Source organism: Galbibacter kalidii (assembly GCF_026241135.1).
Taxonomy (GTDB): domain Bacteria; phylum Bacteroidota; class Bacteroidia; order Flavobacteriales; family Flavobacteriaceae; genus Galbibacter.
Window position 1 is genome coordinate 67,332 of sequence record NZ_JAPFGA010000010.1, and the last position, 23,803, is coordinate 91,134.

Here is a 23,803-nt window from a genome sequence, read left to right on the forward strand (position 1 = left end):
TCTTTAATCATTTTTATAATCGATATCATATCCTTTTTTATAGAGGCCGCCCGGAGTCCTGTATATCAGTTTTGCTTCGAACTTGCCTAAAGGTAATGGCGGGAATGTTCCGTTTATGATATAGTCATATTTATCAAACATGGCTTGGTTGACAGTTGAGCCACTAACATAGCGGTTTACTATCCTGTCCCTCAAATACACAAAATCTTCATTAAATTGATAAGGCAAGTTGTACACAAAAGGGATCCTGTTTTTTACCCAATACGAATTCGGGTTGTTTAAATAGTTTGCCATATAGTTGTTTGACAAATAAAAAGCCCGTACCGGTGGCAGACCGAGCACTTGTTCGTCCCTATTGACAGTTATGTTTCCATCCAGAGGATACTCTTCATAGATCAAAGGCTTTATTTTATTTCTATAATAGGATTCCCCTATAGTAGCCTGACCATAAACAAGGGCTTGCCCCCCGCTGTATTTCACTCCTTTTAATTCAGCTTCTTCAAAGATTTCATAGTTATCAACCACGATCGACAATGAATGTACATTGGCATAGATATAATTGGTCACATAGCTAGTGCTGTTTATCGCCCTAATTTTTCTGCCGAAAGTTTCATGCTTACTGGTATGGAAATTATAATCCAGCAAAGATTTTGGTTTGCCTGTTGCCAATTTTACATTGGCCGCTTTTTTATTTGATACAGTAGCAGTCGCCCCTTGCGTTTCTACGTTCTCTGTTCCTTCCGTATCCGGATTGTACCAATTCGTATCTCCTCCTTCCTGATCGAAATTCATCTCGGTTTCTTCTACAACAATTTCCGTTTCCACATTTTGACCCGGAGGAAATGCCATAACATTCATCTGGTAATTGGTATTGGTCAGCATTTCGGGAAGGTCAAAATGAACCATTTTCTTGCTGTTGTCGTAACTAAGTGTTGTACGGCGTATCATTCCTGTTTGTGCAGCCATCTCAGCCTTGATGGTATAACTACCGTCGAAAAGATAAGGCTGACCCCGTTTTAATTTTACATAGCCCTTATTGTATTCTTCCGGGTAAAAGTTTTGTTGATCTTTTATCGGATACATATAAGCTATGTTCTCTAGTGGGATATAATCCGGTGCTTTATCAGTTGTAAAAGAGACTTCCCTTTTTTCGGTCACTAATTTCCCGTTATCCGTTAGGGTTGTATACGAGCCATTTTTGTACTCGTCAAAACTTACTTCCACCAGCACATCCACACGTTTTTCTGAAGGCAGTACATCTTCGGAAACAAAGGTTACGGCATCGTTGGACGTGTTGTATTCCAATTTTCCTTCTAAAGCTTTTCCTCCGGAAGACACTTTGAATTCCTTCACCTTTATCCTGAAGGTTTTGGGCCCGTCTTCGCTTTCTACCGTGAAATTCTGGTTCACAGCATAATTAAACACCGCTTGTGGTGCGGTAAACACATCTACTTTGGCAGCATTGTTTTTTGGACTCACATCAGAGATTATGGGCACCCCTACACTTTCGGCCATGTTCTCCATAATACATTCTTCCCCAAACTCGACATGCATCCTGTACCTTCCTTTTACCAAACCGCCGAGAATACTGTAATACATCCCCACATAGCCTTCAATATAAACCGGGTTGGGGAACTGCCCCCGCAATAAAGCCGCTATCCCGGCTTGCAGAATCGGGAACTTCCCTTTTATAAAGAACAGATCGACCTTGACCCCAAATTCCCCATAGAGGTATGCATACACCTGTCCCATGGAATACCAGCCGTTGTTCCCTACCGCTCCGCTCCGTCCACGGCATTTTGTATCGGGATAATAGGCATGCATCACATCAAACCCGGCACCGGCCTCTACAAAAGCATAAAAGATCGCAAATTCAAAATTATAGCGGTACACAAAATTCAATCCGAAGGCAAAACCCCTTCCGGCTGCCAATTGATTATCCTTTCTGTTGTTGTTCAAGATATCATCCCCAAGGATCTGCATTACCCTTGGGTGGGGCGGTATTTGGTCTGGCAGCCTGTCCCCGGTCATAAAATAGCCACCAACTTCGATTTCCACCGGTGGAATGGAGAACACCAGCCCCAAACGGTTGACCGGAGTACCCACATAAAGGTACCATTCTTCCGGGCTGTCATGGATTACGGCATAGCCCGCACGGTTGGAAGGGCCGGCTCCGCGTATTCCTTTTAAATCCAAGTACAGTTCAAATTCGCCGTGGAAGGTATCTGTCGTAAAATCTTTTTCAATTCCAACATAGACTCCTATCATCCCACTTTGGGCTACTTCAGCAAGGGGTATGGCCTCTTGGCTAACATTCATAAAGTTTCCGCTGCCCATGAGTTTCTCTACCCGTTCTTTATTGTCTTCGTAGAAGTCGTTTACTTTTTTCAGTGTTTTTTCCAAACCACCAAAACCAGCCGGGCCACCTTCACCACCAGAATCAGAACCACCTCCACTAGCTCCTGACATAAATGATCCTTCTCCGGTAAAACCAATTCTATTCAGTCCGCCATGGTTATTGAACTGCATTTCCAAAAAGGCTTTTCCACTAAATGTACTTCCGTTGGGTGTTCCTATCTCCACACCTGCCCGCAGGCCGAGTCCGTAGTTTTCATCGGGATAATACACAGCTTCCGAAGGGGTGAAATTGCCCCCTGCACCAATTTCCCTTCGCATTCTATTGGAAAGTCCTCCCAAGAACGACTTGATCAAAAACTTACCTCCTCCGCCTTTATTGCTATCCGTCCAAACATCCACAAACCAATACCTGAAATCGGTGGCCCCAAACATAGCCTTGGCATTGGCAGTCATACTTAAAGCGTCTATCGACAGGGTCAATTCCCCGGCAAATCCGTCGCCATAGGTAGGGTCGTCTTCCATGACTTTTAACCCTCCTTTTAGGGTCATCCCCGCTTTATCAACATCTATTGCCGCGCCTTCCAGTTTTACTTTTTCAAATTTCCATTTATGGACACCTGCACCCGGTTCCAGCTCACCCAAAACAGCCAATGAAGTGGTTGCACTGATATCCGAAGCGAAATTGACCGTAAGATCAAAGGCCAATCCGGCCTGATTATCTGCCGGGGTGACAAGGTTTAAATTATCTATACTTACCGGGAAATTCATCAAATTGAATTCGTGATCAAACTTAAACCGTCTCACTTTTATAATGGGTTTCCCGGGTTCAGTCTGTAATTCCAGTTCCTGAAATTCTATCCCTACAAATTCGATCATTTTTTTCTTGCCATCATCGGCAGGGGCTGCTTCCTGGCCTATATCGGCACCAATGGTAAGCCCGCCCGTTAAGTTTGCAAAAGGATATACATGTTTTTCTTTTACTTTAATCCCAACGCTGGAGTTCTCTTTTAAGGTCATGGTCCCTGAAAAGGCGGGAACATCCCAATCCTTATCTTCTGCCAGCGTGACTGCCAGTCCGTATTCTTGTGGTGCTATCCAACCATGATAACCCATTGGCTCTTCAAAAGTCGGCACTTGGATCCCACCCTTTAGCGAACCTCCGCGCAAGGCATTCATACTTAAATTCACACTTACAGAGTCTATTCCAAAGGCCCATTTATCGGCAGCACCTTTTTCAATGGGAAGGATATTCTTTCCGTAGAAATATCCTGAGACCCCATAGCTGTCGATTATCAAATTTTGGGCTCCAAAAGTGACCCGTCCTTGTCCGCTTTCCTTTCGTTTGATCCCTTCCGGGAGCATCACCGAAACTTCTTTTGCATAAAACCCGCGCCATAAATTGGGATCAGAAGCCGAAAAAACATCGTTGTAGTCTTTGGGGAAGGTCAAATTGGACGAGTTTTTAAAATCGCTCAGATCCAACACTGCCGTATCCACATGGAAGCCCCAGCCTTTAAATCCGGTGACTTCAAAATCGGGCAGGGACACTTCCATGAGCAAGTCGTTCCAGCCTTCAGCCTTGATACTAAAGGATGTCCCTACATAACATTTAGCATCAAGGCCTTCGTTATCCGTACCATCACCGCAAACATAATTTCCCTCACTATCTATGGGCAACAACACTTTACGGGACACCCGCAGGTCGCCCTCCAATGAAATTTCTTTAAGGCCGCTACAATCAAAATCCACATAGGATTGTTCGCCATAGGCCCCGGTTTTAAGATCAATACCCCCTTTAAGGGTCAACAGCCAGTTATCCCCATTGATAGGAATAGGTACATCGCCCAACAGCACCAGACGCATATCGCCGATAAGGGCACCGTCGTGCGAGAGCTTAATCCCCTCGGCACCAAAATACAGTTGCTTTTCTTTTTGCGGGATAGTCAAGCGTGCCCAGGCTTTAAACTCTGCGTATTCAGGCAGGAACTTTACTTCACTTATCACCAGTTCTACCCTGTTACCCGAGGTGGAATCTGTTTTTTTGCTAAGCCCCACCGGTAACTCCAACAATTCATTGCCTGTGATGATGTCCACAAAATTTTGAAGCTCCTGTACTTTATCAAAGGCCTTTTTGGCTTGGTTGATGAGCGTGTCCACTTTGGGGTTGTTCGGGAAATTGGCTTCCAGGAATTCCTTATCAAACTCCGGGCTCATATCCTGAAAAGACTTATGGAAACCCTCGTTCTCGATAAGAGTGGCATCCAACTCGGGAAAGCTTTTAAAAACCTTGGTCTCAGCCTCCTTTCTTGGTGCTGTCCCCAGGATGCCCCCTGAATAGTTTGCCCTTTGCTGCAAATAGTGTAGTTGTTTTTGCAACGAGGAGTCCCTCTTCCGTCCTTCCGCCCGAGGCGGAGAGGAGAAAGCCCCCTCCTGACCTCCCCCCAAGGGGGAGGAAATAGAGTCGGTGGAGGTTTTCCATCCCCCCTCATTCCCCCCGAAGGGGGGAGGTGTGCGGTTTTCTTTACCTACAGGCAAGTGGGCAGATGACAAACTATCTTTACCGGGACTGTTCGAGCCGTTTCCGTTTGGGGCGGCAAATACCGAACATGTAAACAGTAGTATAAACAGTAATGTTGGGTAGTTTTGGTTCATGTTGGTTAGTATTTTAATTCTTTGTCATTTTTTTAGCTTAGTTTTATGTTTGTATGTTCTTTAAGCCTTGACTCAAAGGCAGTATCACTTTTAAACTGGTCGAATTCGACCAGTTTTTAATTGTGGCGAATTCACCATAATTAAAAACTGCTCCGCAAAGTCCCGACTTTGAGGAATTCCCGTGTTCATATGCCCTTCCATTAGTACTTATCATAATTGTTCATTGACGATGGTTTCAAAACATTCACAACTTTGCTATCCATAAGTTCGATATCGACCATGCCTTCATTGCCCACATAATCCCGCGCACTCGAATACAGATAATGTGATGCTTTTTCCACTATCCCGGCCTGTACCGGGTTGAAATGGATATAATCCAGCTTTGACCACATAAACCCACTCGAATATATTTCTTCTGCATGGTTGCCATACTGCCAAAATTGATAGTTCTTGTTCCTGCCATGTGTTTCTGTAGCTTTTTTAAAGTGCTCCAACATCCATTCCCTACGACTTTCCGGTTCTGATTGTATTTTTTCTAATATCATCCTAGCCGTATATTTCTTAAAGTCTCTTATCAAATCGGACAATTCTCCTTTTTCTGATTGCACGACCATATGTACATGGTTGCTCATTATCACATAACCGTACAGTATCATCCCTTTGTTCTTTATACAATACTTAAAACAATCTATAACCACATCTCTGTAGGCTTTCCTTGTGAACACATCTATCCAATCCACAACGGTAGCCGTTATAAAATGTGCCTTACTTTGATCCCGTATGATGTAGCCTTCTTTCATGCTTTGTTTTTATGCTTTTTTACTTTATTCTTCCTTTTTTATTGTTTACTTCTATTTAAGCTTTTTAACTGCATTTTCCCCGCGAAGTCGGGAGACTTTGCGGAGCGGGTTCGCAACCAGTTCTGAATGATATAATCAGTCCGGCTCGGATCTTTGTGCCTTGCTATATCAGTCAATGAAATATAGTCGGTCTTGTCTATGGTTATGGTTTTTCCCAGAACGCTTATTTGTTTATTTTTTATTGTTTTCAATTGTTTTTAAATTTTTCGCTTCGTTCTTCCCGCTTCACTTTTTATTGTTTACGTCTTATTTAACTTTTTAGCTGCATTTCCTTTCAAAGTCGGGAGACTTTGCGGAGCGGGTGTTGTTTTTTTATTCGTTGCTAGTTGATAGTTTTTTGTTTTTATTTAAACATTTTGAAAAATCCTTTTTTCCCCTTTGTTATCAAAGTATATACTATCCATGATTGAAACGCCAATGACAACATACCTATACTCAACATTACTATACCAACAGATGCTTTTCTCTTTTGATAAGGTATTATAATCTTGTCATTCACTTCCATTTCATACAATATATCTCTCCAATACAGGCATTTAAACTCTAAACCTTTTAATTTTTTATAATCCAATTTTACAGCATATGGGTTTAAAGGTCTTAGGCTAGGATCAAACTCATCCCATAAATCATTTAATCGATTTTCAGCAACAAACCCACCTATTTTTTTCGTTTCTGTATTAATAGTAATATAAAAGTTGTCTTCTTTTGTTATTTCCGCTTTTAAGCTAATTGGGGTTTCTTTAAGAACCTTAAGTTCATCTCGTTCTTTCATACTAGTAAGCCCAATTATACCGTACACTATTAACATGGCACTAAATAAAAACCACACAATAGACTTTAACCACCTTCTTCCATAGTATGTCTGTTTTGAAAGTATTACCATAATTAATTATAAAACTCATTTGATATTTTTCATTCTTCCTCTCCGATACTGAAAACTACCATTAACCCCTATAATGATGCCTTTACAATAGCTGGAAAAATTTCCCTATCCTTATAATCTTCATAGTTTTGCCTTATATTTTCTGAAATGGTTTTTAATAAATCCATTTTTTCTTCAGATGGAATCTCATCCTCAGCTAACCTAAAGCTTCTAAAACAATCTACTATTCCAGTAAAAACTACGGTAATTACATAATAATCATCAACGTTATACAGTGTAATCCCAACTTCGTTTATGTACTTCTTTTATCATTTACTATTAATTCTTTTCTAATTAAACGACATCTTTTTTCTGGAACATGTCCGCCAAAATCACGGTAAACTAAATAATAATCATGACCATCAAAATAAATCTCACTTCCACAATTGGGATAAAAATTTAAAGCAATAGGATAATCAATATCCCAATAATTTTTTTCTGTCTTATATTCATTTTCTATTCCATCAATTATGTTAAGAATCCCCTCCAAATTAAATTTTTCAAGATCTTCTTCTATTAGTTTCCTCCATCCTAAGTACTTCTTGCTTTTTGTAATACTGGGTAACATTTCTAACAATTCCTTTGGACTGATTGTTTTTGTGTCTTTTTTCATAACTTATCCCAATCAAATTGATTTTTTAAAGTTTCTATATTTTTGTCATGCAAAATTTGTTCAGCTGGGTCAGCTTCATTAATTAAAACAGCTTCCATAAAATCCCCCGATGTTTTACCTCCTGGCTCCCATAAACTATTAGCACCAATTTCATTTCCGTTCGGTATATCAAACCTATATTTTTCATTTTTAGGATAAAAAACAAAAAGACCTTCTTCTAAACCACTAAGATCACCTCTTGAATATCCTAAAGCATCTTCTAATTCATTAATATTTTTAGTATGCTTATATCTCAATATCGCTGATTGCATATCAGATTTCAGCATCACATATTTCCTTAAAGGAAACTTTTTATGGGCACCATTTTCTATCCAACTTTTAACTACAATAAACGCCCCTCCTTCTTCATTAAATTTATTTATATGATTTTGAATGTAATCGGCTTCTAAATATTCAGAAGGGTTTGGCCTACTTCCTTTATTATATGAAAGCACTTTACTTTTAGACCACCCTTGTTTATAAGCTACATCAAATTCTGAAAAATATCTTACTATTTTTCCTTCTTTAACTGTTAGGCGAGGATACTCTGGGTTTCCAACATTACCATTTTGCCTTCTTATCCATTTTTTTCCATCCCTAATATAAAACTCATATCCTATTGGTGCTTCTGTCAAGTCTTCAATTCTTTCTCCTATGGCACTTGACCAAGTATTACTTATGAATTTGTCAAACTTTTGCCCTGCTTTTGAAATCTCACTTTCTAGAAGCTCAGGTGAAAGCTCAGTTTCAATCTGACCTATAGAATTTTTGGTGTTTTCTATTAGTTTTTCTAAATCAGCATCGGAAATATCAGGTCTGTCTTTTTTGATGCTCCTTCTTAAAAGCCTGTAAAACTCATCTTCTCCTAATACGGTTTTTGAAGCAACTGTTTTAGCTATATCTTGTTTGTTAATTTTTGAAAGATCGTTTAAATCCTTTGCAGCAAAAATTAATTCTACCCCATTCCACCCCATATAGATATATTCCGCAGCTTCTTCTCCTACAAAATTTTTAACTTCATCTTTAAAGTTTTGGGCAATAGGATCTGAGAATGTATATGTTAAATCAGCAGCAGCCCAATACCATGCTGCAGAACCAACCCTAGCTGCTGCAAGCTCTCCACCTGACAAAACAATTCCGGCTATAGTTATGACATTAAAACCTAAATTTTCAAGCTTTTGGTTGTTCAGTTTTGTTTGCATATATTCAAGAAATATAGCTGGTACAATAACTGCTCTACCGCAAAATTGACTTTGATTATTATTACAAACCGGTAATATTCCTGCTTTATCTATAATTGTTACCTGTGCAAAATCTTTAAAAGGATGAAGAGGCTTTTTATCTATTTTGCAAATATTTACATCAAAACCTCCAAATTCTGTTATTTGTGTCTCTTTATAACACATTCCCGTTACTAATACTTCTCCATCTGAATAATCAAAACGGTAGTCATTAATAGGGATAGTAAATTTCAGTATGAATTCTTTATTTTCTGCACCCCATATTAAAGGCATAACCTCGCCATCCTCTCCCGGATCATATGCTAGTTTGGAAAGTTTTGTTAGCTTTAAAATAAAGTTTGTGTAATTTTCTGCATCTAAATGATCGTCGAGGCCGCTTGATAAATCATTAAAAAGTTCTGTCGATTGGCTTAATGAATCAAGAAATTCTGTAGCTTCACTTTTATTTTCATTAACTGAGTTAACCACCTTCATTACCATAGACTCATCATCCTTATCGGACAATCCAAGAAAACTTGAAGTTATAAAAAAGTCTTTCTCAAAAATTTTGTTTAATATATTTACCTTTTGACTTACTGATAGAGACTTAATAAAGTCATTATTTAAATAGTATATAGCAGCATATAATTGCTCTTTTTCAACATCTGCTGTTAAATTGGTATTATACTGACCAATCTTATCATTTATTGCAACTAAAGCATCATAATATTTTTCGAATGCATCTTCTGCTTCCCAAAATATATCTCTTGCATTCTCGTATTCTGTTGAATTACTCAACCAAAAAACATCATCCAATTTATTTGAAAAATCTTTATTCAGTTGAGAAACAAGAATTTCATAATACTGTGGATCCTCGCATACTAATCGACTAGTATTCATTAAAGCTTCCCTGCTGGGCTCGGTTTCTGCTAGATAGGCATATTTGTTGTAGAATTCCTCCCCATTCTCACACAAATCACAAGCTTGAGGTGAACTTATATTGGAAACTATTGGTTCTAATCCGGCAACGTAGTTTGCACTACTCATAGGCTCTCTATTACCTCCACTGTTCCATTCATTCTTATCTGCTTCGTTTGGAAAACTTCTTTTGTATAGGTCAATTCCACATACTCCATCTCCACTTGATAATATTCCAGAATATACCGTCACTTCTTCAGATAAATTCCTTGATATATCATCACGGTATACTACATCATTCCAGTTCTTGCTATTACCCACCTGTTTAAGATAACCTGCAAAACTGCCGTCATTTGTCCATTTAGTTGAAACATATCTTTCTTTCTTTCCGTTTTCATAAACGGTAAAAGCCCACAATCTTCCACTATCAAATGTTATATCTTCTACATTGTTTGGTAGTGTAATTATTTTACCGGCACTTGAAATGAATGAAATAGGGTTATCATCAATTTGTTCATCGTGTTGGTTGAACACACCAGGCACAACATTATACCCTATTAAATGTTCATAGGCTTCATATTGCCCCTCCTCATCATCCTGAAAAACATAAAATTTCAGGTCAGGATTATGCATCTGTGCCCAGTCCATATGGCTTAGGCCGTCCCCGGAGGTGTAGTCCATCAACCAAGGGGTGTGTTTTGTACCGTATTCGGTAAATGGGTGTTTTAGTGCAAACACACCATGGCCTATTTCATGGGCTATGGTTTTGGTCAGGGTCCCTTTCCCTTCCTCTTCTGCACTGGCGTTAAAAACAAAGCCAAACTGCCTTTGTAAAGGCATAAAACCGGCTATATCCTTACTTGGTTGTATATCACCGCCAAAGACAAAGAGGTAATATTTATCGTTTTCGGTTTGGCCGCTGTTCTTAAATTGGCTTATAAATGCTTTTTGTTCGTCGTTATAGCTGGCCAACCACGGGCTGTCGGCTATATCGATACCATTGGCGCCAAATTGCCCGGGGTCAATATTAAAACGGTCAGGAGCAATACTCACATTAACCGTGGTCACTCCTTTTTTAAAGATTTTGTATACCTTCTCTGTTACATCACCGCCTATTTCGGCATCGTTAACGCGTATCAGTTCTACATTTACTTCCCTGTCCGTCATATGCCAAAGGGTAAACGCTCCGGCCGTTTGTTGTTTTTGGGTGCTGTCCTTAGCCTTTACAACGGCATAGATAATCTCGTTTTCATAGGTATAATGTCCTTTCAGGTTTAGGCGCATCATGTTAGAGGAAACACTTTCAGCAGGCACTTCCACTCCTTGTTGGGTCTTAAAAAGGATATCGGATTGGTCGTAATCGCTGTTCTTGAATTCAATATGGGCTACAATGTTATCCGGTTGCCCATTTTCTACAGCTTTATGTGGCAACACATAGTCGTTGCCATCGGCATCCTTAATAATGGTATATTCATTTTTCAGGGCGTCTTTTTCCCCATCGGGCAGGGCATCAAATCCATAGTTGCTACCCTGGTCGTCTTCAAAAGTGACCAATACATCTTCGGATGTCAAAGAGGTAAGTTGTCCGTTATTGCCAACGCCCTCCACATTATCGGCTACTACGGCACCACCTTCGGCTATTTGTCCGCCTTGGGTTATTTCTCCTCCGGCATCGACGTGGTAGGTGTTTCCTTCACTATCAATGATAACTTTATCATCCCCTAATGGACTCGTTTCCGTTGCTCCGTTTGCGGGATTGGTTACCACGATTTCCCCATCTTCAATGGTAATGTATTCATTCTCTTTTCCGGGAGGAATCTCAAAATTCACATGGATCTCATCCAAGTCGTTATCCCCTTCAAACATTTCGCCGGTGGCTTCCACGGCATCTGCCACATCATCAATGGCCTCATCCACATCCAATATATTTTTCAGGCTGGGGTCATACTTTGTCACCACCATCCCTTCGGCCAGTTGCCTATCGGCATTGACAAAGACATTGGTAAATTCTACAGCTACCTTTATACTGCTCAGGTAGGGAACGGTGACATAACCCTTTCCGGTAAAGCGTCCGTTACTTCCACTTACTTCAAGTACTTTTACCGGGAAATCCCCGGCTTTAAAGACATCGCCTTTTTGTAGGTTTTCCAAGGGTTGCTGACTCGAAATATCGATAGCCGGCGGGATTCCGCAATTATAGAGTCCGGCCTCATCATCGGCGATAAAGGTGGTCAAGGTTTTTACAGGTGAATATTCGCTATTAACCAATTCACATTTTTTAGCTATCTGATATTCATAGACCGTTCCCGGGCGCAGGTCCCAAAGGGTCACCCAATTGGCCGTAGAGCGGGAGGTAAACCACTGGTTTCCTTCTCCCCGTTCACGATAGCGCACTGTATATTCTGAAATCTCCGTGGACGCGTCATCCCAATAGATATTAGCCTCCCGCATGCCTTTTACTTCATGGCTTACGTTTTGTGGGGTGTCACACGGAGCGGTATGGTTGAACCAAAATATTTCGCTGTAGCCGTTGTTCTTGAACAAGCCTATTCCTTCTGTACCTTGCATAGCCTTGGCTTGTACGCGCCACGCGTAGCGTTTGTTGGGCAACAAAAGTGGATCGGAAGGCCCGTAAACATAGGTGGTGCTACGGGTCGTGGTCTGGAATACCGGTGGCGAAGCCATAAAAGCAGCTTGCGGGTCTACATAATTATCCCAGATCTCCACAAGGCTCAATTCGTATTCAACATTGGTCACGTTGATATGCCTCGGTGTCCACTGAAAAACAATGTTTTGTGGATTCCGTTCTTCAAGGCTGCTCTTGTTTTGTGGAGCAATGATAAACGGGGGTTCATTTTGATAGATATAGGCCGTGGCGCAGCTTTTTTGCGAAAGGCGGTTACCACTCACGGCATCGTAAACCTCAAAACAGAAATTATAGAGTCCTTCGGGAATGGCCCGGCCGTAGTCTACCGCACTGATCCCATTGATATTGGAAAATTCAAAATAGGGCGCCAACTCTGCATTAGTAAGCACCAAGGGAATCCCTCCCTCCAGAAACAATTGGGGGGCTCCGCTGACTATGGAATTACTCTCAAAAGAAAGGCCATTGCCTTCAAAATAGGTTTTTAAACGGATTTCCCTGTTGGCTACGCTCAGGTCGTTGAGCAACAGTTGTACTTGTAACGGACTATTGATGGTGGAAGCGTCGGCATAGGAAGACAAATAAATGGGCGCCGGTTGCTTTACTTGTGGTGTCACACTCACAGGATAGGTCTGTGCACCGGCCGTCCATGTAGCAAATAATAAAATTAAAAGGCGTAAAAATCCCTTCATTGAGTAGGTTTTTAGTTCTTGGTTTGTTCTATATATTTCAATTCAAAATCATTAGGGTCGACTACATTTAATGACTTTTTGTAATAAAAGTCAATCATTTGCAGCTCTAAATATACACTAATTTCCTCTAAATCAGAATATTCTTCATATATTTTATATGCTTTTTCGGATTCCTTCTCTTTAAACTCCTCTAGTAAAGCGTCTGGTTCTTTTATGTGCTGTATGGAATTGTAGCCATAGATCTGCACTTCCATCCAGCGGTGACCGACCATTTTTTGCTGCCTTACCAGCAATTCTTTTTCATGGGCCCTGAAATCGGGCAATAATTCTTTTTCCGATTCGGTCAGGTTGTTGAGATCTTTATTTTTCAGCTCATGTCCATCCAATTCTGTTTTTTGATTCACAAAACGCTTTTCCAATCGATAATCAATATTGCGCATGTCCCTTTTCAGCTTGTTGATCACCTCAAAAACCAATCGATCGTACACTTCCAGGAAATCCCCAAATCTGTATAATTCCTCTAAAAAAATCAGGGCATTTTCCTTGAACGGCTTGGCTTTTTCCTGTTCTTTTACCGTTTCAAAAAGCAATTGCAGGGTACCGGTCTTTGACAATGGAATGTTTTCAAACTGGCTACTCGTCTGCACATTATCTAATTGTTCAATTACCTCCGTGAGCGTCCCGCTATAGGTCACATCCCTATACCTGAAACGCACTTTGGGTTCGTTGTAAATCGGGTCGCGAACCTTCCGATTACGGTTAAATTTCACCTTGAAATTGTCGAAGGTATAGGAATAAGCAAGCGTCGCCGTAAAATCGTTGCCACTACTGGTCGCCCCATTTCTGAAAAGGGATAAAAGGTTAAGGCTAAAGTTGTGCTTTTCGAGATAGACATAATTTCCCCCCAACCTAAAGTTGTACACACTGCCTTGCTGTTCGCCATTGGCCATGGTGGTGTTATATGAACTCGAAAAAGAGGTGCGCAGTTTTTTATCAAAAAATTGTTTCCCTACAGAAAGTGTTGGCCCCAATGTCAAGTTTTTGTCTTCCCCAACGGTATTGTAGGAAGCATTTCCCGCCAAAGAAACATTCATCGCCAACTGCTTATATCCAATAGTGTAAGCCGCCGATCCGTTGTAAAAGCTATTGTCGCCCCCTTCCATGGTCTCCCCTTCTTGTTCGTTTACCGAATTTTGATAGACCATGTTTATATTGATATCTTTTCTTTTTTCTTCTGAAGTGGATAGTGCGTAATTCACCCCCAGATTTGCATTCTGGGAAACCTGTCGATAATTCAGTGTGTCCAGGGTTTCATAGTCTGAAACCTGATTGATGTAATCAAACTGATCGCGTATATTGGTGTAGGACTGAAAATTGGAATAGGATCCGTTTAAGGATAATTTTTCTGAATGGGTATAACCCAAATTGACCGATCCTACGACACGTTGTAATTCCGAACTTTTTGATTTGTCGAGATTATCCCTTTGAAAACCGGCATTGACCCCCACGTTCAGTTTGTTGTCAAATACCGTCTGATTGGCATTCACGGTGATGTTTTCAAGGTCATTGTTGAAATAATAGGCTCCCAAAGTCTTATAATCGGGATCGATTCTTTCATACCCCACCCCTACGGATCCATTTCCGGCTGGGTAATTAAAAGCTGCATTAAAAGCTGAATAGTATTCGGTACTCGAATTTTCATTTAGTAAAAAAGAAAGCACACCTTCTTCCCCGGCTTCAGCAATACGGGTATCTTCCGTTACTCCCGACATCGCATATTCCACATGAAACTGACCCCTTTCAAAAAGCTTTACATCAGTTTCAAAACTGACCACCACATTTTCTTTGGGCAACAACTCCGATTCGGCCGGCAAAGGTTCGGACAAGGAATTTTCTTCATCCTTTGCCCTGAAAAAGATGGCCCCAACACCCACGGGACCAAAATCATAGGATGCTTTCAGACCATACCCCATCCGTTTGTATGCTGCCATTCCTTCCGGTACTTCGGGGTCGTATTCGGTGGCCTTTAAAAAGCGTCCGTACATCGCACTGAACTTAAAAGGTTTGTTTGGTGGCGACAGTTCTATCCCGCCCCCCGTAAACTGATGGCCGCTCAAGGTGTAGGGCGAAAAATTCATCGATACATCCCCGATATGGGCCGTCACCCATTTGTAGGATGGGTGTAAACTCAACCTGTTAAATTTAAACGGATTGGGAAAATCGAATTTTTGATTGGAATAGGTAAACGACAGTGGAATATTATAAAGGCCTATGATATTAAAATTTATATTCCCGCTTACATAATAGGTAAAAGGTTGCCTGTTTGAGCTCCCCGAATAGTAAACACCATTAGCAGAAATCCCTCCACTATAACGGAAAGGTTTTTTCTTATCAAACTGATTCAGATCAAAGCTTTGACCATAGCATAAGCCCGAAAAAAGCAGTAAAAAGAGTAGTAGTATTCTCAATAGCCCTGTTTTCGTTTACATGATTTTAGGAACCATAAATATAGTAAAATAGTTATTTTTTTCTACGGATATATGTTTTTTTTTAAATTTACCCAGTTTATAAGGGGATTGAGGTCTTCCGAAAAGTATTGAAGTTAGACCTTGAAGGTTTTACTTGTCCGGACATTTATCGTCTGGAAAACCTTCAAGGTCTGAGTTTTTAATCAAACCAAAGCATATAAGGAATCCTAAGCAGGATCAAAAACAGGCCAATTCCGTAGAACAGGGCTATTTTTCCAAATTTTCTCTGTGAGGTTTGTTCTTTTTTGTGTTTGCTCCAGCCTATGGTGATCAAAGCAATAGCAATGATATTGGTAACAGGGTGTTCTACCAGTACCAATCGCAGCAGACTATCCCCCATCACACCACCTGTTTGCCAGGAAGCGAACCGAGGGGAGACAAAATAGAGGATCAAACCGATAAGGAACTGAATATGTGTACAAATAAGTGCAAAAAGACTAATCCGTAAGTCTTTTCCCATGGCAAATTCTTTTTTACCTGCATAGCCTACTATAGCATTAATAACCGCTAGAACCAAAATAAGAACCGTTAAATAAGCCCAGTATGAGTGTAATACGTTGATTGTTGAATACATGAATGTGTTTGTTTTGTGAGTTTAATGAGGGTGTCTAAAAAGTTTGTTTTTATACAGATTGTCAGTCTGATCCTGTCGAAGACTATTTAACCTTCATTACATTACACTTCGACAGGCTCAGTGTGACAATGGTTTTCAATACTTTTTAGACATCGTCATCAAAAATAGTGATTTTTTGATCTTTAAGCACAAAAAACCCCGCGATTTGCGGGGTTTTTATGATTTATTTGTCTTAACAAATGATTAGAACTTATATCTTATACTAAAGTTCCATGTTCTTCCGAAACCGAAATAAACTTGATTTTCTACACTTATTCCTTTATAAGTTTCAACACCTTCCTCAACATGTCTATTAGTCAATGATTCCGCAATATATGTTTCGTCTAAAACATTATTCATATTAAATCTAAGCACAAGATTGTGATTATCTTTAACTTTCCAATCAAAGGTTAAACCGGCATCAAGCAAACCATATGATGGTAATTTAACAGACCCTCTGTTATCTGGTGTTGAAAATTCAGCATCAGTTGGCAAGAAACCAGCATATAAATTGTCATAGTGCAAATAGTTGGCATCAACACTTAATCCTCTTAAAAATTCATACTGACCACCAACACCAATGGTAAATTGAGCTCCATCACCCACCTTAACACCGTCTAAATATAAAGGATCCCCTTCAGCTACAACATTCTGATTGTCATCATATACAGTTTGCGATGCATTTCCATCATACTCCCATTGACCTATAGATGTAAAACCTTTAAACTGAAGACCTTGGGCTGGCCTCGCTGTAAAGTCTACTTCTATTCCTTGGTGGACTTGTTTAACTCCCTGAAATTGGTAAAAGCCTTCTCCTGTACTTAACGAGCCACTAACCACTCTATCATCCCATGTTGTTTGATATACATTTACATTTGCAGCAAATACAGAACTTCTAAAGCCATAACCGGCTTCAAAACCTGTAATCTTCTCATTAGTCAATAATGGATTAACATCATTTCTAAAGTTCAAGAACATATTGTCTTGATAGGGCTGACGGGAATAATGCCCTGCATTTACAAAAACATTATGTTGATTATTAATATTATAGTTAACCCCTGCTTTTACATTAAAGCCGGTATTAGTTACTTTCTCTGACTTTTCATTACCTTCTACATAATTGAAATAATCAAATCTCTGGTTAGATTGAGTTGAAACAGCTCCTTGCACAAAGGCAGAAAGCTTTTCTGTTGCATATTCAAATTGTCCAAATCCTCCAAAATATCTTATATCTTCAGGATTATCATATGCTATTCTTTGATCTCTTGGTGTATCGTGAAATGTTGCTTTCCATGGGTTCACACTATAAGATTCGGTTACTACATAATCACTTCCCAACTGTTCGTTGTTAGTATCATCATCCCAGCCATCTAGGCCTAAGAAATCAACGACTCTCCTGTAGTGTTCTCCATGATAAGAACGGCCATCAAAACCAACATTAAAACTAAACACATCGTTAATTTCATAATTAAAGTTTGAAACTACTCCATACCAGCTATGCTCATTTACACTAGATCTTAGTATATCAGCTCTTCTGTCATCAGCTCTTCTCTCACCAACTATTAAACCATCTGCGTTTGGTGTTATTGACCTATTGTAATTGTATTGACCTGTTAAATCAAAATTATCTTCTCTTTGAGAACCATAATTCCTTAACCCTATAGAGCCACCTCTTCCCCAAGAAGCGTAAAGCACGGTTGATAATTCTGCTCTATCACTAATATTCCAATCCCAGTTTAGGTTGGCTATAGGCTTGTGATAATAGTTTCCAGAAGTATTAACAATTTCGCCATTAAGATATCCCCACTGATCATTATATTTAGCCCCTTTTTCCAATAAAGTAGCTAAAGTATATCTATTTCTTTGGTTGTGCCTTTGAGGAGCTCCGGTAATTAAGAAATTGAATGAATGTTTATCATTTGGAACATATCCTGCTGAAATAAAATATGTCTGACCATTTCCTTCCATATGGTGGTTATACCCATCTCCTTGCCAATGTCCTAACAAAGTTGAAAACGACCATCCTTTTTCACTGAGACCAGTAGAATAATATCCTGTTGTTTTCAAATAGTTGTCATTCCCGACCATTGTTTGTAAAAACCCACCTTCTTTTGAATCAATAGTTTTGGTAACAATATTTATAGTTCCTCCGACAGAAGAAATAGCTAGTTTAGAAGACCCTAAACCTCGTTGAACCTGTACTGCATTGGCAACATCCATAACACCTTGCCAGTTTGACCAGTACATTCTACCATCTTCCATACCATTGATTGGCTGTCCGTTGATAAGAAATGCTGTATTGGATTGATCAAAACCTCTGGTTTGCATTCTTGAATCTCCGAATCCACCGCCTCCTTTACTTGTATAAATAGATGGAGTTGATTTCAAAATTTCAGGAAATTCCTGATTTCCAGATTTCAATGCAATTTCTTCAGCTTTTACAGTTGAAACCGCAATAGGTGTTTGCCTGTCGCGAGCAAGGTCAATAACCCCACTACCTACAACCACAACACCTTCCAATTCTTCAGCGTCGGGTTGAAGTGAAACAGTACCGATATTTGCTGTGCCACCGCTTAATGTATAGCTAACTTCCTTAGCTATGAATCCAATGTAAGAAACCATAATGGTTCCTGAGTCTTGTGAAACATCCAATGTAAAGTTTCCATCAAAATCTGTTGATGTTCCAGAGGAAGAACCTCTTACCATTACATTAGCGCCGGGCAAAGGTTCGCCCAGACTAGCATCTACTACTGTACCCGTTACTGTTCCTTGTGAAAAGGCTGTAGTAGTAATTAAAGCAATAACTGCCGTAAAAATCCAATTGTAAATTGTCTTCATTTGTTGTTTGATTTAATTTAACGTAGCAAAAGTCTTATATTAAATAGAATCCTGCATTAAGCCAATGTTAAATAATTTAACACCTTAACAAAAGTAAACAAAAATCATAACAAATTAATTCACATTGAATTAACAGGGTATTTTTTATATTCTCACAAAAGAATACTACCTATTTTTATAATATTCCAAAAGATTTAACGTAGAATTATCGTGATTGCTAACGCTTTCGGCCTTGATATCCTTCAATATCGTTGAAGCTAGCTGTTTTCCAAGTTCAACACCCCATTGATCAAAACTAAAAATATTCCATATCACTCCTTGAACAAATATTTTATGTTCGTACATGGCGATAATCTCACCTAAGGCTTGTGGTGTTAGCTTATCAATAAGAATTGAATTGGTAGGTTTGTTTCCGGCAAACAATTTAAACGGCAACAATTTTTCTATTTCTTCTTCTGATAGGGATTTTGCTTCCAATTCTTCCCTAACCTCTTTTTCTTCCTTGCCGTTCAACAAGGCTTCGGTTTGTGCAAAATAATTAGCCATCAATTTATCGTGATGGTCTTTATCGCCGTGTAAAGACTCCACAAAACCAATAAAATCAGCCGGAATTAATTTAGTTCCCTGATGGATCAACTGAAAAAAGGCGTGCTGCGAATTGGTTCCAGGTTCTCCCCAGATAATGGTTCCGGTTTCATAACCAACTGCTTTTCCGTCACGTCCGATGCTTTTCCCGTTACTTTCCATGGTTCCCTGCTGCATATAGGCAGGTAGTCGGTGCAGGTATTGTGTATATGGAATCATGGCTTCACTCTCTGCTCTATAAAAGTTGTTGTACCATACACTCAACAAGGCTAACAATACGGGAATATTCTTTTCAAACGGGGTTTCCCTAAAGTGAACATCCATGGCATGAGCGCCATTCAGTAATTTTTCAAAATTGTCATAGCCCACAGCCAAGGCAATGGAAAGTCCTACCGCACTCCACAACGAGAATCTTCCCCCTACCCAGTCTTCCATAGGAAAAACATTGGCCGAGTCGATCCCAAATTCGTCAATTTTTTCAAGATTGGTCGATACGGCCACAAAATGTGCAGCTATATCTTTCTGTGTAGCTGATTTTAAAAACCATTTTTTAATAGTCAGTGCATTGCTCAAGGTTTCCTGTGTAGTAAACGACTTGGAAACAATGACAAACAGGGTAGTCTCCGGATCTAATTTCTTGATGACTTCCTGAACATGATCACCATCCACATTGCTTACAAAGTGAACGTTCAAGTGGTTTTTATAATACGCCAAGGCTTCAGTGACCATAACCGGACCAAGGTCAGAACCTCCAATACCAATGTTTACCACATCGGTAAAAGCCTTTCCTGTATATCCTTTCTTTTCTCCGGAAATAACAGTTTCGGTAAAGGTTTTTATTTTTTGTTTCACTTCAAAAACCTCAGGTATCACATCTTCACCCTCCACAAATACTTTTTCATGGGATGCAGCACGTAAAGCGGTATGTAAAACGGCCCTGCCTTCGGTTTCGTTGATTAAATCTCCCGTAAAGTATTTTTCGATAGCTTCCTGAAGTCCTACTTCACTGGCCAGTCCCAACAGTAGTTCTACCGTGGTGTCGTTTATCCTGTTTTTTGAATAATCTACATAAAAATCATTCCACTGAATAGAGAACTTTTCGGCTCTTTGCGGATCTTGGGCAAACATGCCCTTCATTGTAGTTTTACTGAATTGGTTATAGTGATCTTGAAGTTTTTCCCAGGCTTTGGTCTTAGTTGGATTTATTGCTGCTAGTGGCATTTTTTTCGTTTAGTTCGGTTAAAAATTCTTCATCATTAATCGTTTCTTCAGAAGGAAACACCAAAGCGTCTAATTGATGTTTAACAGGCTGGATGTAATCCAAGTATTTTACTTTTAACGAATCTTCTATCGGTTCTGCTTTTGGAAGGTCTTGTTTGAATGGATCTACTTGCCTGCCATGCTTCCAAAAACGATAACACACATGAGGGCCACTAGTATTTCCGGTCATTCCTACCCAACCGATAACGTCTCCTTGCTTCACATATTCGCCTACACTCACCTTTCTTTTCTTCATGTGCAGGTATTGGGTAGCATAAGTGCTATTGTGTTTTACTTTTACATAATTTCCGTTTCCTCCCCTTCGAGCTGACTCTACAACGGTACCGTTGGCCGTCGACAAGATAGGAGTACCCACTGGTGCTGCAAAATCGGTTCCTTTATGAGGACGTATCCTGTTTCCGTAATAGGCAATGCGTCGTTTTAAGTTATAACGTGAGGAAATACGGCTAAACTGAACCGGTGCTTTTAAAAAGGCACGTCTTAAATTTTTAGCATTTTCATCAAAAAAATCAACAATATGTTTGGTTGAATCTGTTTCAAAAGGGAATGCGTAAAAAGCTTCGTCTTTGTGTTCAAAATAGGCTGCTTTTATCTTATCAACTCCTGCATAAATGGAATCATCTATATATTTTTCAGTAAAAATTACTTTAAACCTATCACCTTTCTGAATCCTGAAAAAGTCAACCGTCCATGCGTAGATATCAGACATTTTATAGGCAACTATCGGACTCAAGCCTTTTTCCTGCAAGGTTACGTATAGCGAACTGTTGATAACACCAGTAGCTTCACGCTCTACAAGTTTTACGTCTTTTTTCCCTTTTCGGACCTTGGTGGAATCAGTAAAATCGACCACCACATAGTCTATACTGTTGGGTTGATAGATAAAACATTTTGGAAGTTGAAGTGTATCTTCCTTTTTGCAAAGCAAGGTATAAGGTTTCCCTGCCCGTAGGCTTGCGATATTGAAAGAATCTTTAGCTCCTTCAACAATATTGTATATTTCAGGATAATTCAAGTTGTTGCGCTGCAATATCTCTCCAAAGCTGTCTCCCGCTTTGACAGTATCCCTCACCACCAAATAATCATTTAAATTATATCCGAATTCCTTAACTTCAACAGGCTCAATCTTCTCCGGCAGCGCAGCTACCGGCTCTTTTTCTTCCTTCGGCTCTTTACACGACACCACAGCAATAACGGTCAAGAGCAATAGTGCAACAACATTTTTGGGCATTTATTCTTTCATTTCAGGATTAAACATATGTTCTACCCACTGCTTTCCCCAGTCGGCTTTTTCACTTTCGCTCCAAATTTCAGGAAAAAATATGATTTTTTGAAAACTTGGAGGCAAATATTCTTTCCAATTGGTGCCTCCAGTAGCATCAATGGTCATTTTTTCTTTGCTTAGATGCTTATAGGCGGCCCCCATATGCATCAAATTCCAGTTAACATTCGCATTTACATCGAGTTGCTTCATCGCTGATACAAGCATCTTGTTTATTTTAACCTCTTCGGGCAATTGCAGATACTTTTCATAGATCGTTGTGCCTTCAACTTCCCTGGCTATTCTCATAAATCGAGGTGTGTATCTATACTCGAACTGCTTTAATGTAAGCGTTTTTTCTTCCGTTTTAGTATCTACGGCTCCTTTTTTCCAATAAATATTTTCATATAAGGTCTCCAAAGGGCTCTCCGGGGAGAGTTTTTCTTGTGCTGAAGGGGGTAATAAATTGTACATGGGGGTAGAATACAACTCGATCATACGGAATTGGGCCGACTGAAAACCACTTGCCGGCAATAAAGCCATTCTGTATTTAAGGAATTGTGCGCGCTCCATCCCATTGATCATCACATTAAAAGAATTGATCAATATTTTGTAATAATTATTGATGCGTTCTATTTTAGAAATGATAAAATCCGCTTTTTGAACCTTATCGTCTATGATTTGTTTTTGCTCATGAATAATCAGCTTAAAGTAAAGCTCCGTGATCTGATGATACATGATAAAAACTTTCTCATCGGGGAAGTGTGTACGTGGAATCTGCAAACTCAGAAGTGTATCCAAATGGATATAATCCCAATAAGTAAGGTAACGTTCGTATAAAAGTCCGTCTAAATATGAGCTAAGGTCCTGACCTGAATTCTTATACTTTTCTTCAAGTTTAGCTATTTGCGCTTCGATTTCAGGTTTTTTTATTGCCATTAATTCATTTGGATTTTAAATTGGTGCTTAAGTCCTTTAAAGGCATTAAGGTCTGCTTTTATCGATCCTACGAGTATCTCTGCTTTTATCCTCATCGGAATTTTATTCTCATCATCAGACACCCAAAGGGTTAAACTCTCCTCTTCTTCAAAGATACGTCCGGACTGCACATAAGGTCTGAACTTCAAACACTTTACCTTTCCGAATTTAGTGTTCAAGGTTTGTCTTCCCAAGAATTTCAATTTAAATTTAAAGGTCTCATCATCATCAAAAAGAAGATCCATCACAACTTCTTCACCAACCCTGATATTGTTGGTATCATAATGATCCCTTAAATAATAAAAAGCTGAAAGTAGGTCCTGTATATCATCAGGGGTAGAAAATGTCTTTTTCGTACCGTGCTTGTGGTCATTCACCACGGCTTTATTTTTGTTGTGATAAAAATCTATCTCAAGATCCTTGGTATGCCCTCCTTCGTCTATCTGCCTGATAAACTTATAAGGTCTTCCTGTTTCTTTATCAAAATAACTCTCGTAGTTATCCTCTACTTTAAAGAACAAACTCGCCAAACCGGTAGTTCGTCCGTGTCCTACGACATGATACACCTCTTTCCCACCCAAATAGTCATTTTTAAGGTGAAGTGTCGCATAACTCGCATTGAATATTCCATAGTGTATTCTGAATTGAAACCATTCACCTGCTTGATAAGCACTCGATTCCATTTCTCCGTTTTGGTTTGTAAAGGCCGATAACCAAAATACGATCAGGGCTAAAATTGTCTTTTTCATGTGTTTGAAATTTTTCTGCGACACCATAATTTGCAGAAAAATTTCTGCCACA

13 protein-coding genes are annotated in these 23,803 nt (G+C 39.6%); all 13 read right to left on the reverse strand.

Features of this window, described 5'->3' with window-relative positions:
* Nucleotides 1–3: 3 nt before the first annotated feature.
* Complete coding sequence (locus OOZ15_RS11400; RefSeq protein WP_265956538.1) at nucleotides 4–5,010, reverse strand: hypothetical protein; 5,007 nt, start codon at nucleotides 5,008–5,010, stop codon at nucleotides 4–6.
* A 200-nt stretch (nucleotides 5,011–5,210) separates the two neighbouring features.
* Nucleotides 5,211–5,810, reverse strand: a complete 600-nt coding sequence (locus OOZ15_RS11405; protein ID WP_265956539.1) for an REP-associated tyrosine transposase — start codon at nucleotides 5,808–5,810, stop codon at nucleotides 5,211–5,213.
* 38 nt (nucleotides 5,811–5,848) lie between these two features.
* Nucleotides 5,849–6,061 carry a KilA-N domain-containing protein gene (locus OOZ15_RS11410; protein WP_265956540.1) on the reverse strand — a complete coding sequence of 71 codons (213 nt, stop codon included), beginning with the start codon at nucleotides 6,059–6,061 and terminating at the stop codon, nucleotides 5,849–5,851.
* Nucleotides 6,062–6,213: 152 nt separating this feature from the next.
* Nucleotides 6,214–6,642: a hypothetical protein gene (locus OOZ15_RS11415; RefSeq protein WP_265956541.1), complete on the reverse strand. Its 429-nt coding sequence runs from the start codon at nucleotides 6,640–6,642 to the stop codon at nucleotides 6,214–6,216.
* Between the two features lie 403 nt (nucleotides 6,643–7,045).
* Complete coding sequence (locus OOZ15_RS11420) at nucleotides 7,046–7,405, reverse strand: hypothetical protein (RefSeq protein WP_265956542.1); 360 nt, start codon at nucleotides 7,403–7,405, stop codon at nucleotides 7,046–7,048.
* Nucleotides 7,402–12,918, reverse strand: coding sequence for a fibronectin type III domain-containing protein (locus OOZ15_RS11425; RefSeq protein WP_265956543.1), 5,517 nt, complete (start codon nucleotides 12,916–12,918; stop codon nucleotides 7,402–7,404). The genes OOZ15_RS11420 and OOZ15_RS11425 overlap by 4 nt, the downstream gene beginning before the upstream one ends.
* 11 nt (nucleotides 12,919–12,929) lie before the next feature.
* Nucleotides 12,930–15,386 (reverse strand): TonB-dependent receptor, encoded by a 2,457-nt coding sequence (locus tag OOZ15_RS11430; protein ID WP_265956544.1) that lies wholly within the window; start codon nucleotides 15,384–15,386, stop codon nucleotides 12,930–12,932.
* 199 nt (nucleotides 15,387–15,585) lie between these two features.
* Complete coding sequence (locus OOZ15_RS11435; RefSeq protein ID WP_265956545.1) at nucleotides 15,586–16,020, reverse strand: hypothetical protein; 435 nt, start codon at nucleotides 16,018–16,020, stop codon at nucleotides 15,586–15,588.
* A gap of 243 nt (nucleotides 16,021–16,263) precedes the next feature.
* Entirely contained in the window at nucleotides 16,264–18,897 is a 2,634-nt protein-coding gene (locus OOZ15_RS11440; RefSeq protein ID WP_265956546.1) for a TonB-dependent receptor, read from the reverse strand.
* Nucleotides 18,898–19,062: 165 nt separating this feature from the next.
* On the reverse strand, nucleotides 19,063–20,703 hold the full coding sequence (gene pgi, locus OOZ15_RS11445) for a glucose-6-phosphate isomerase (protein ID WP_265956547.1): 1,641 nt from the start codon (nucleotides 20,701–20,703) through the stop codon (nucleotides 19,063–19,065).
* Complete coding sequence (locus OOZ15_RS11450; protein WP_265956548.1) at nucleotides 20,675–21,994, reverse strand: M23 family metallopeptidase; 1,320 nt, start codon at nucleotides 21,992–21,994, stop codon at nucleotides 20,675–20,677. Before OOZ15_RS11450 ends, pgi begins: the two co-directional genes overlap by 29 nt.
* Entirely contained in the window at nucleotides 21,995–22,963 is a 969-nt protein-coding gene (locus OOZ15_RS11455; RefSeq protein WP_265956549.1) for a tryptophan 2,3-dioxygenase family protein, read from the reverse strand.
* Nucleotides 22,963–23,751 carry a DUF3108 domain-containing protein gene (locus OOZ15_RS11460; protein WP_265956550.1) on the reverse strand — a complete coding sequence of 263 codons (789 nt, stop codon included), beginning with the start codon at nucleotides 23,749–23,751 and terminating at the stop codon, nucleotides 22,963–22,965. Before OOZ15_RS11460 ends, OOZ15_RS11455 begins: the two co-directional genes overlap by 1 nt.
* Nucleotides 23,752–23,803: the final 52 nt, after the last annotated feature.

Coding starts and splice junctions, on each gene's coding strand:
- OOZ15_RS11420 (WP_265956542.1), bottom strand. CDS start 7,405: ATGAAAAAAGACACAAAAACAATCAGTCCAAAGGAATTGTTAGAAATG.
- OOZ15_RS11415 (WP_265956541.1), bottom strand. CDS start 6,642: ATGAAAGAACGAGATGAACTTAAGGTTCTTAAAGAAACCCCAATTAGC.
- pgi (WP_265956547.1), bottom strand. CDS start 20,703: ATGCCACTAGCAGCAATAAATCCAACTAAGACCAAAGCCTGGGAAAAA.
- OOZ15_RS11455 (WP_265956549.1), bottom strand. CDS start 22,963: ATGGCAATAAAAAAACCTGAAATCGAAGCGCAAATAGCTAAACTTGAA.
- OOZ15_RS11425 (WP_265956543.1), bottom strand. CDS start 12,918: ATGAAGGGATTTTTACGCCTTTTAATTTTATTATTTGCTACATGGACG.
- OOZ15_RS11405 (WP_265956539.1), bottom strand. CDS start 5,810: ATGAAAGAAGGCTACATCATACGGGATCAAAGTAAGGCACATTTTATA.
- OOZ15_RS11440 (WP_265956546.1), bottom strand. CDS start 18,897: ATGAAGACAATTTACAATTGGATTTTTACGGCAGTTATTGCTTTAATT.
- OOZ15_RS11450 (WP_265956548.1), bottom strand. CDS start 21,994: ATGCCCAAAAATGTTGTTGCACTATTGCTCTTGACCGTTATTGCTGTG.
- OOZ15_RS11435 (WP_265956545.1), bottom strand. CDS start 16,020: ATGTATTCAACAATCAACGTATTACACTCATACTGGGCTTATTTAACG.
- OOZ15_RS11460 (WP_265956550.1), bottom strand. CDS start 23,751: ATGAAAAAGACAATTTTAGCCCTGATCGTATTTTGGTTATCGGCCTTT.
- OOZ15_RS11400 (WP_265956538.1), bottom strand. CDS start 5,010: ATGAACCAAAACTACCCAACATTACTGTTTATACTACTGTTTACATGT.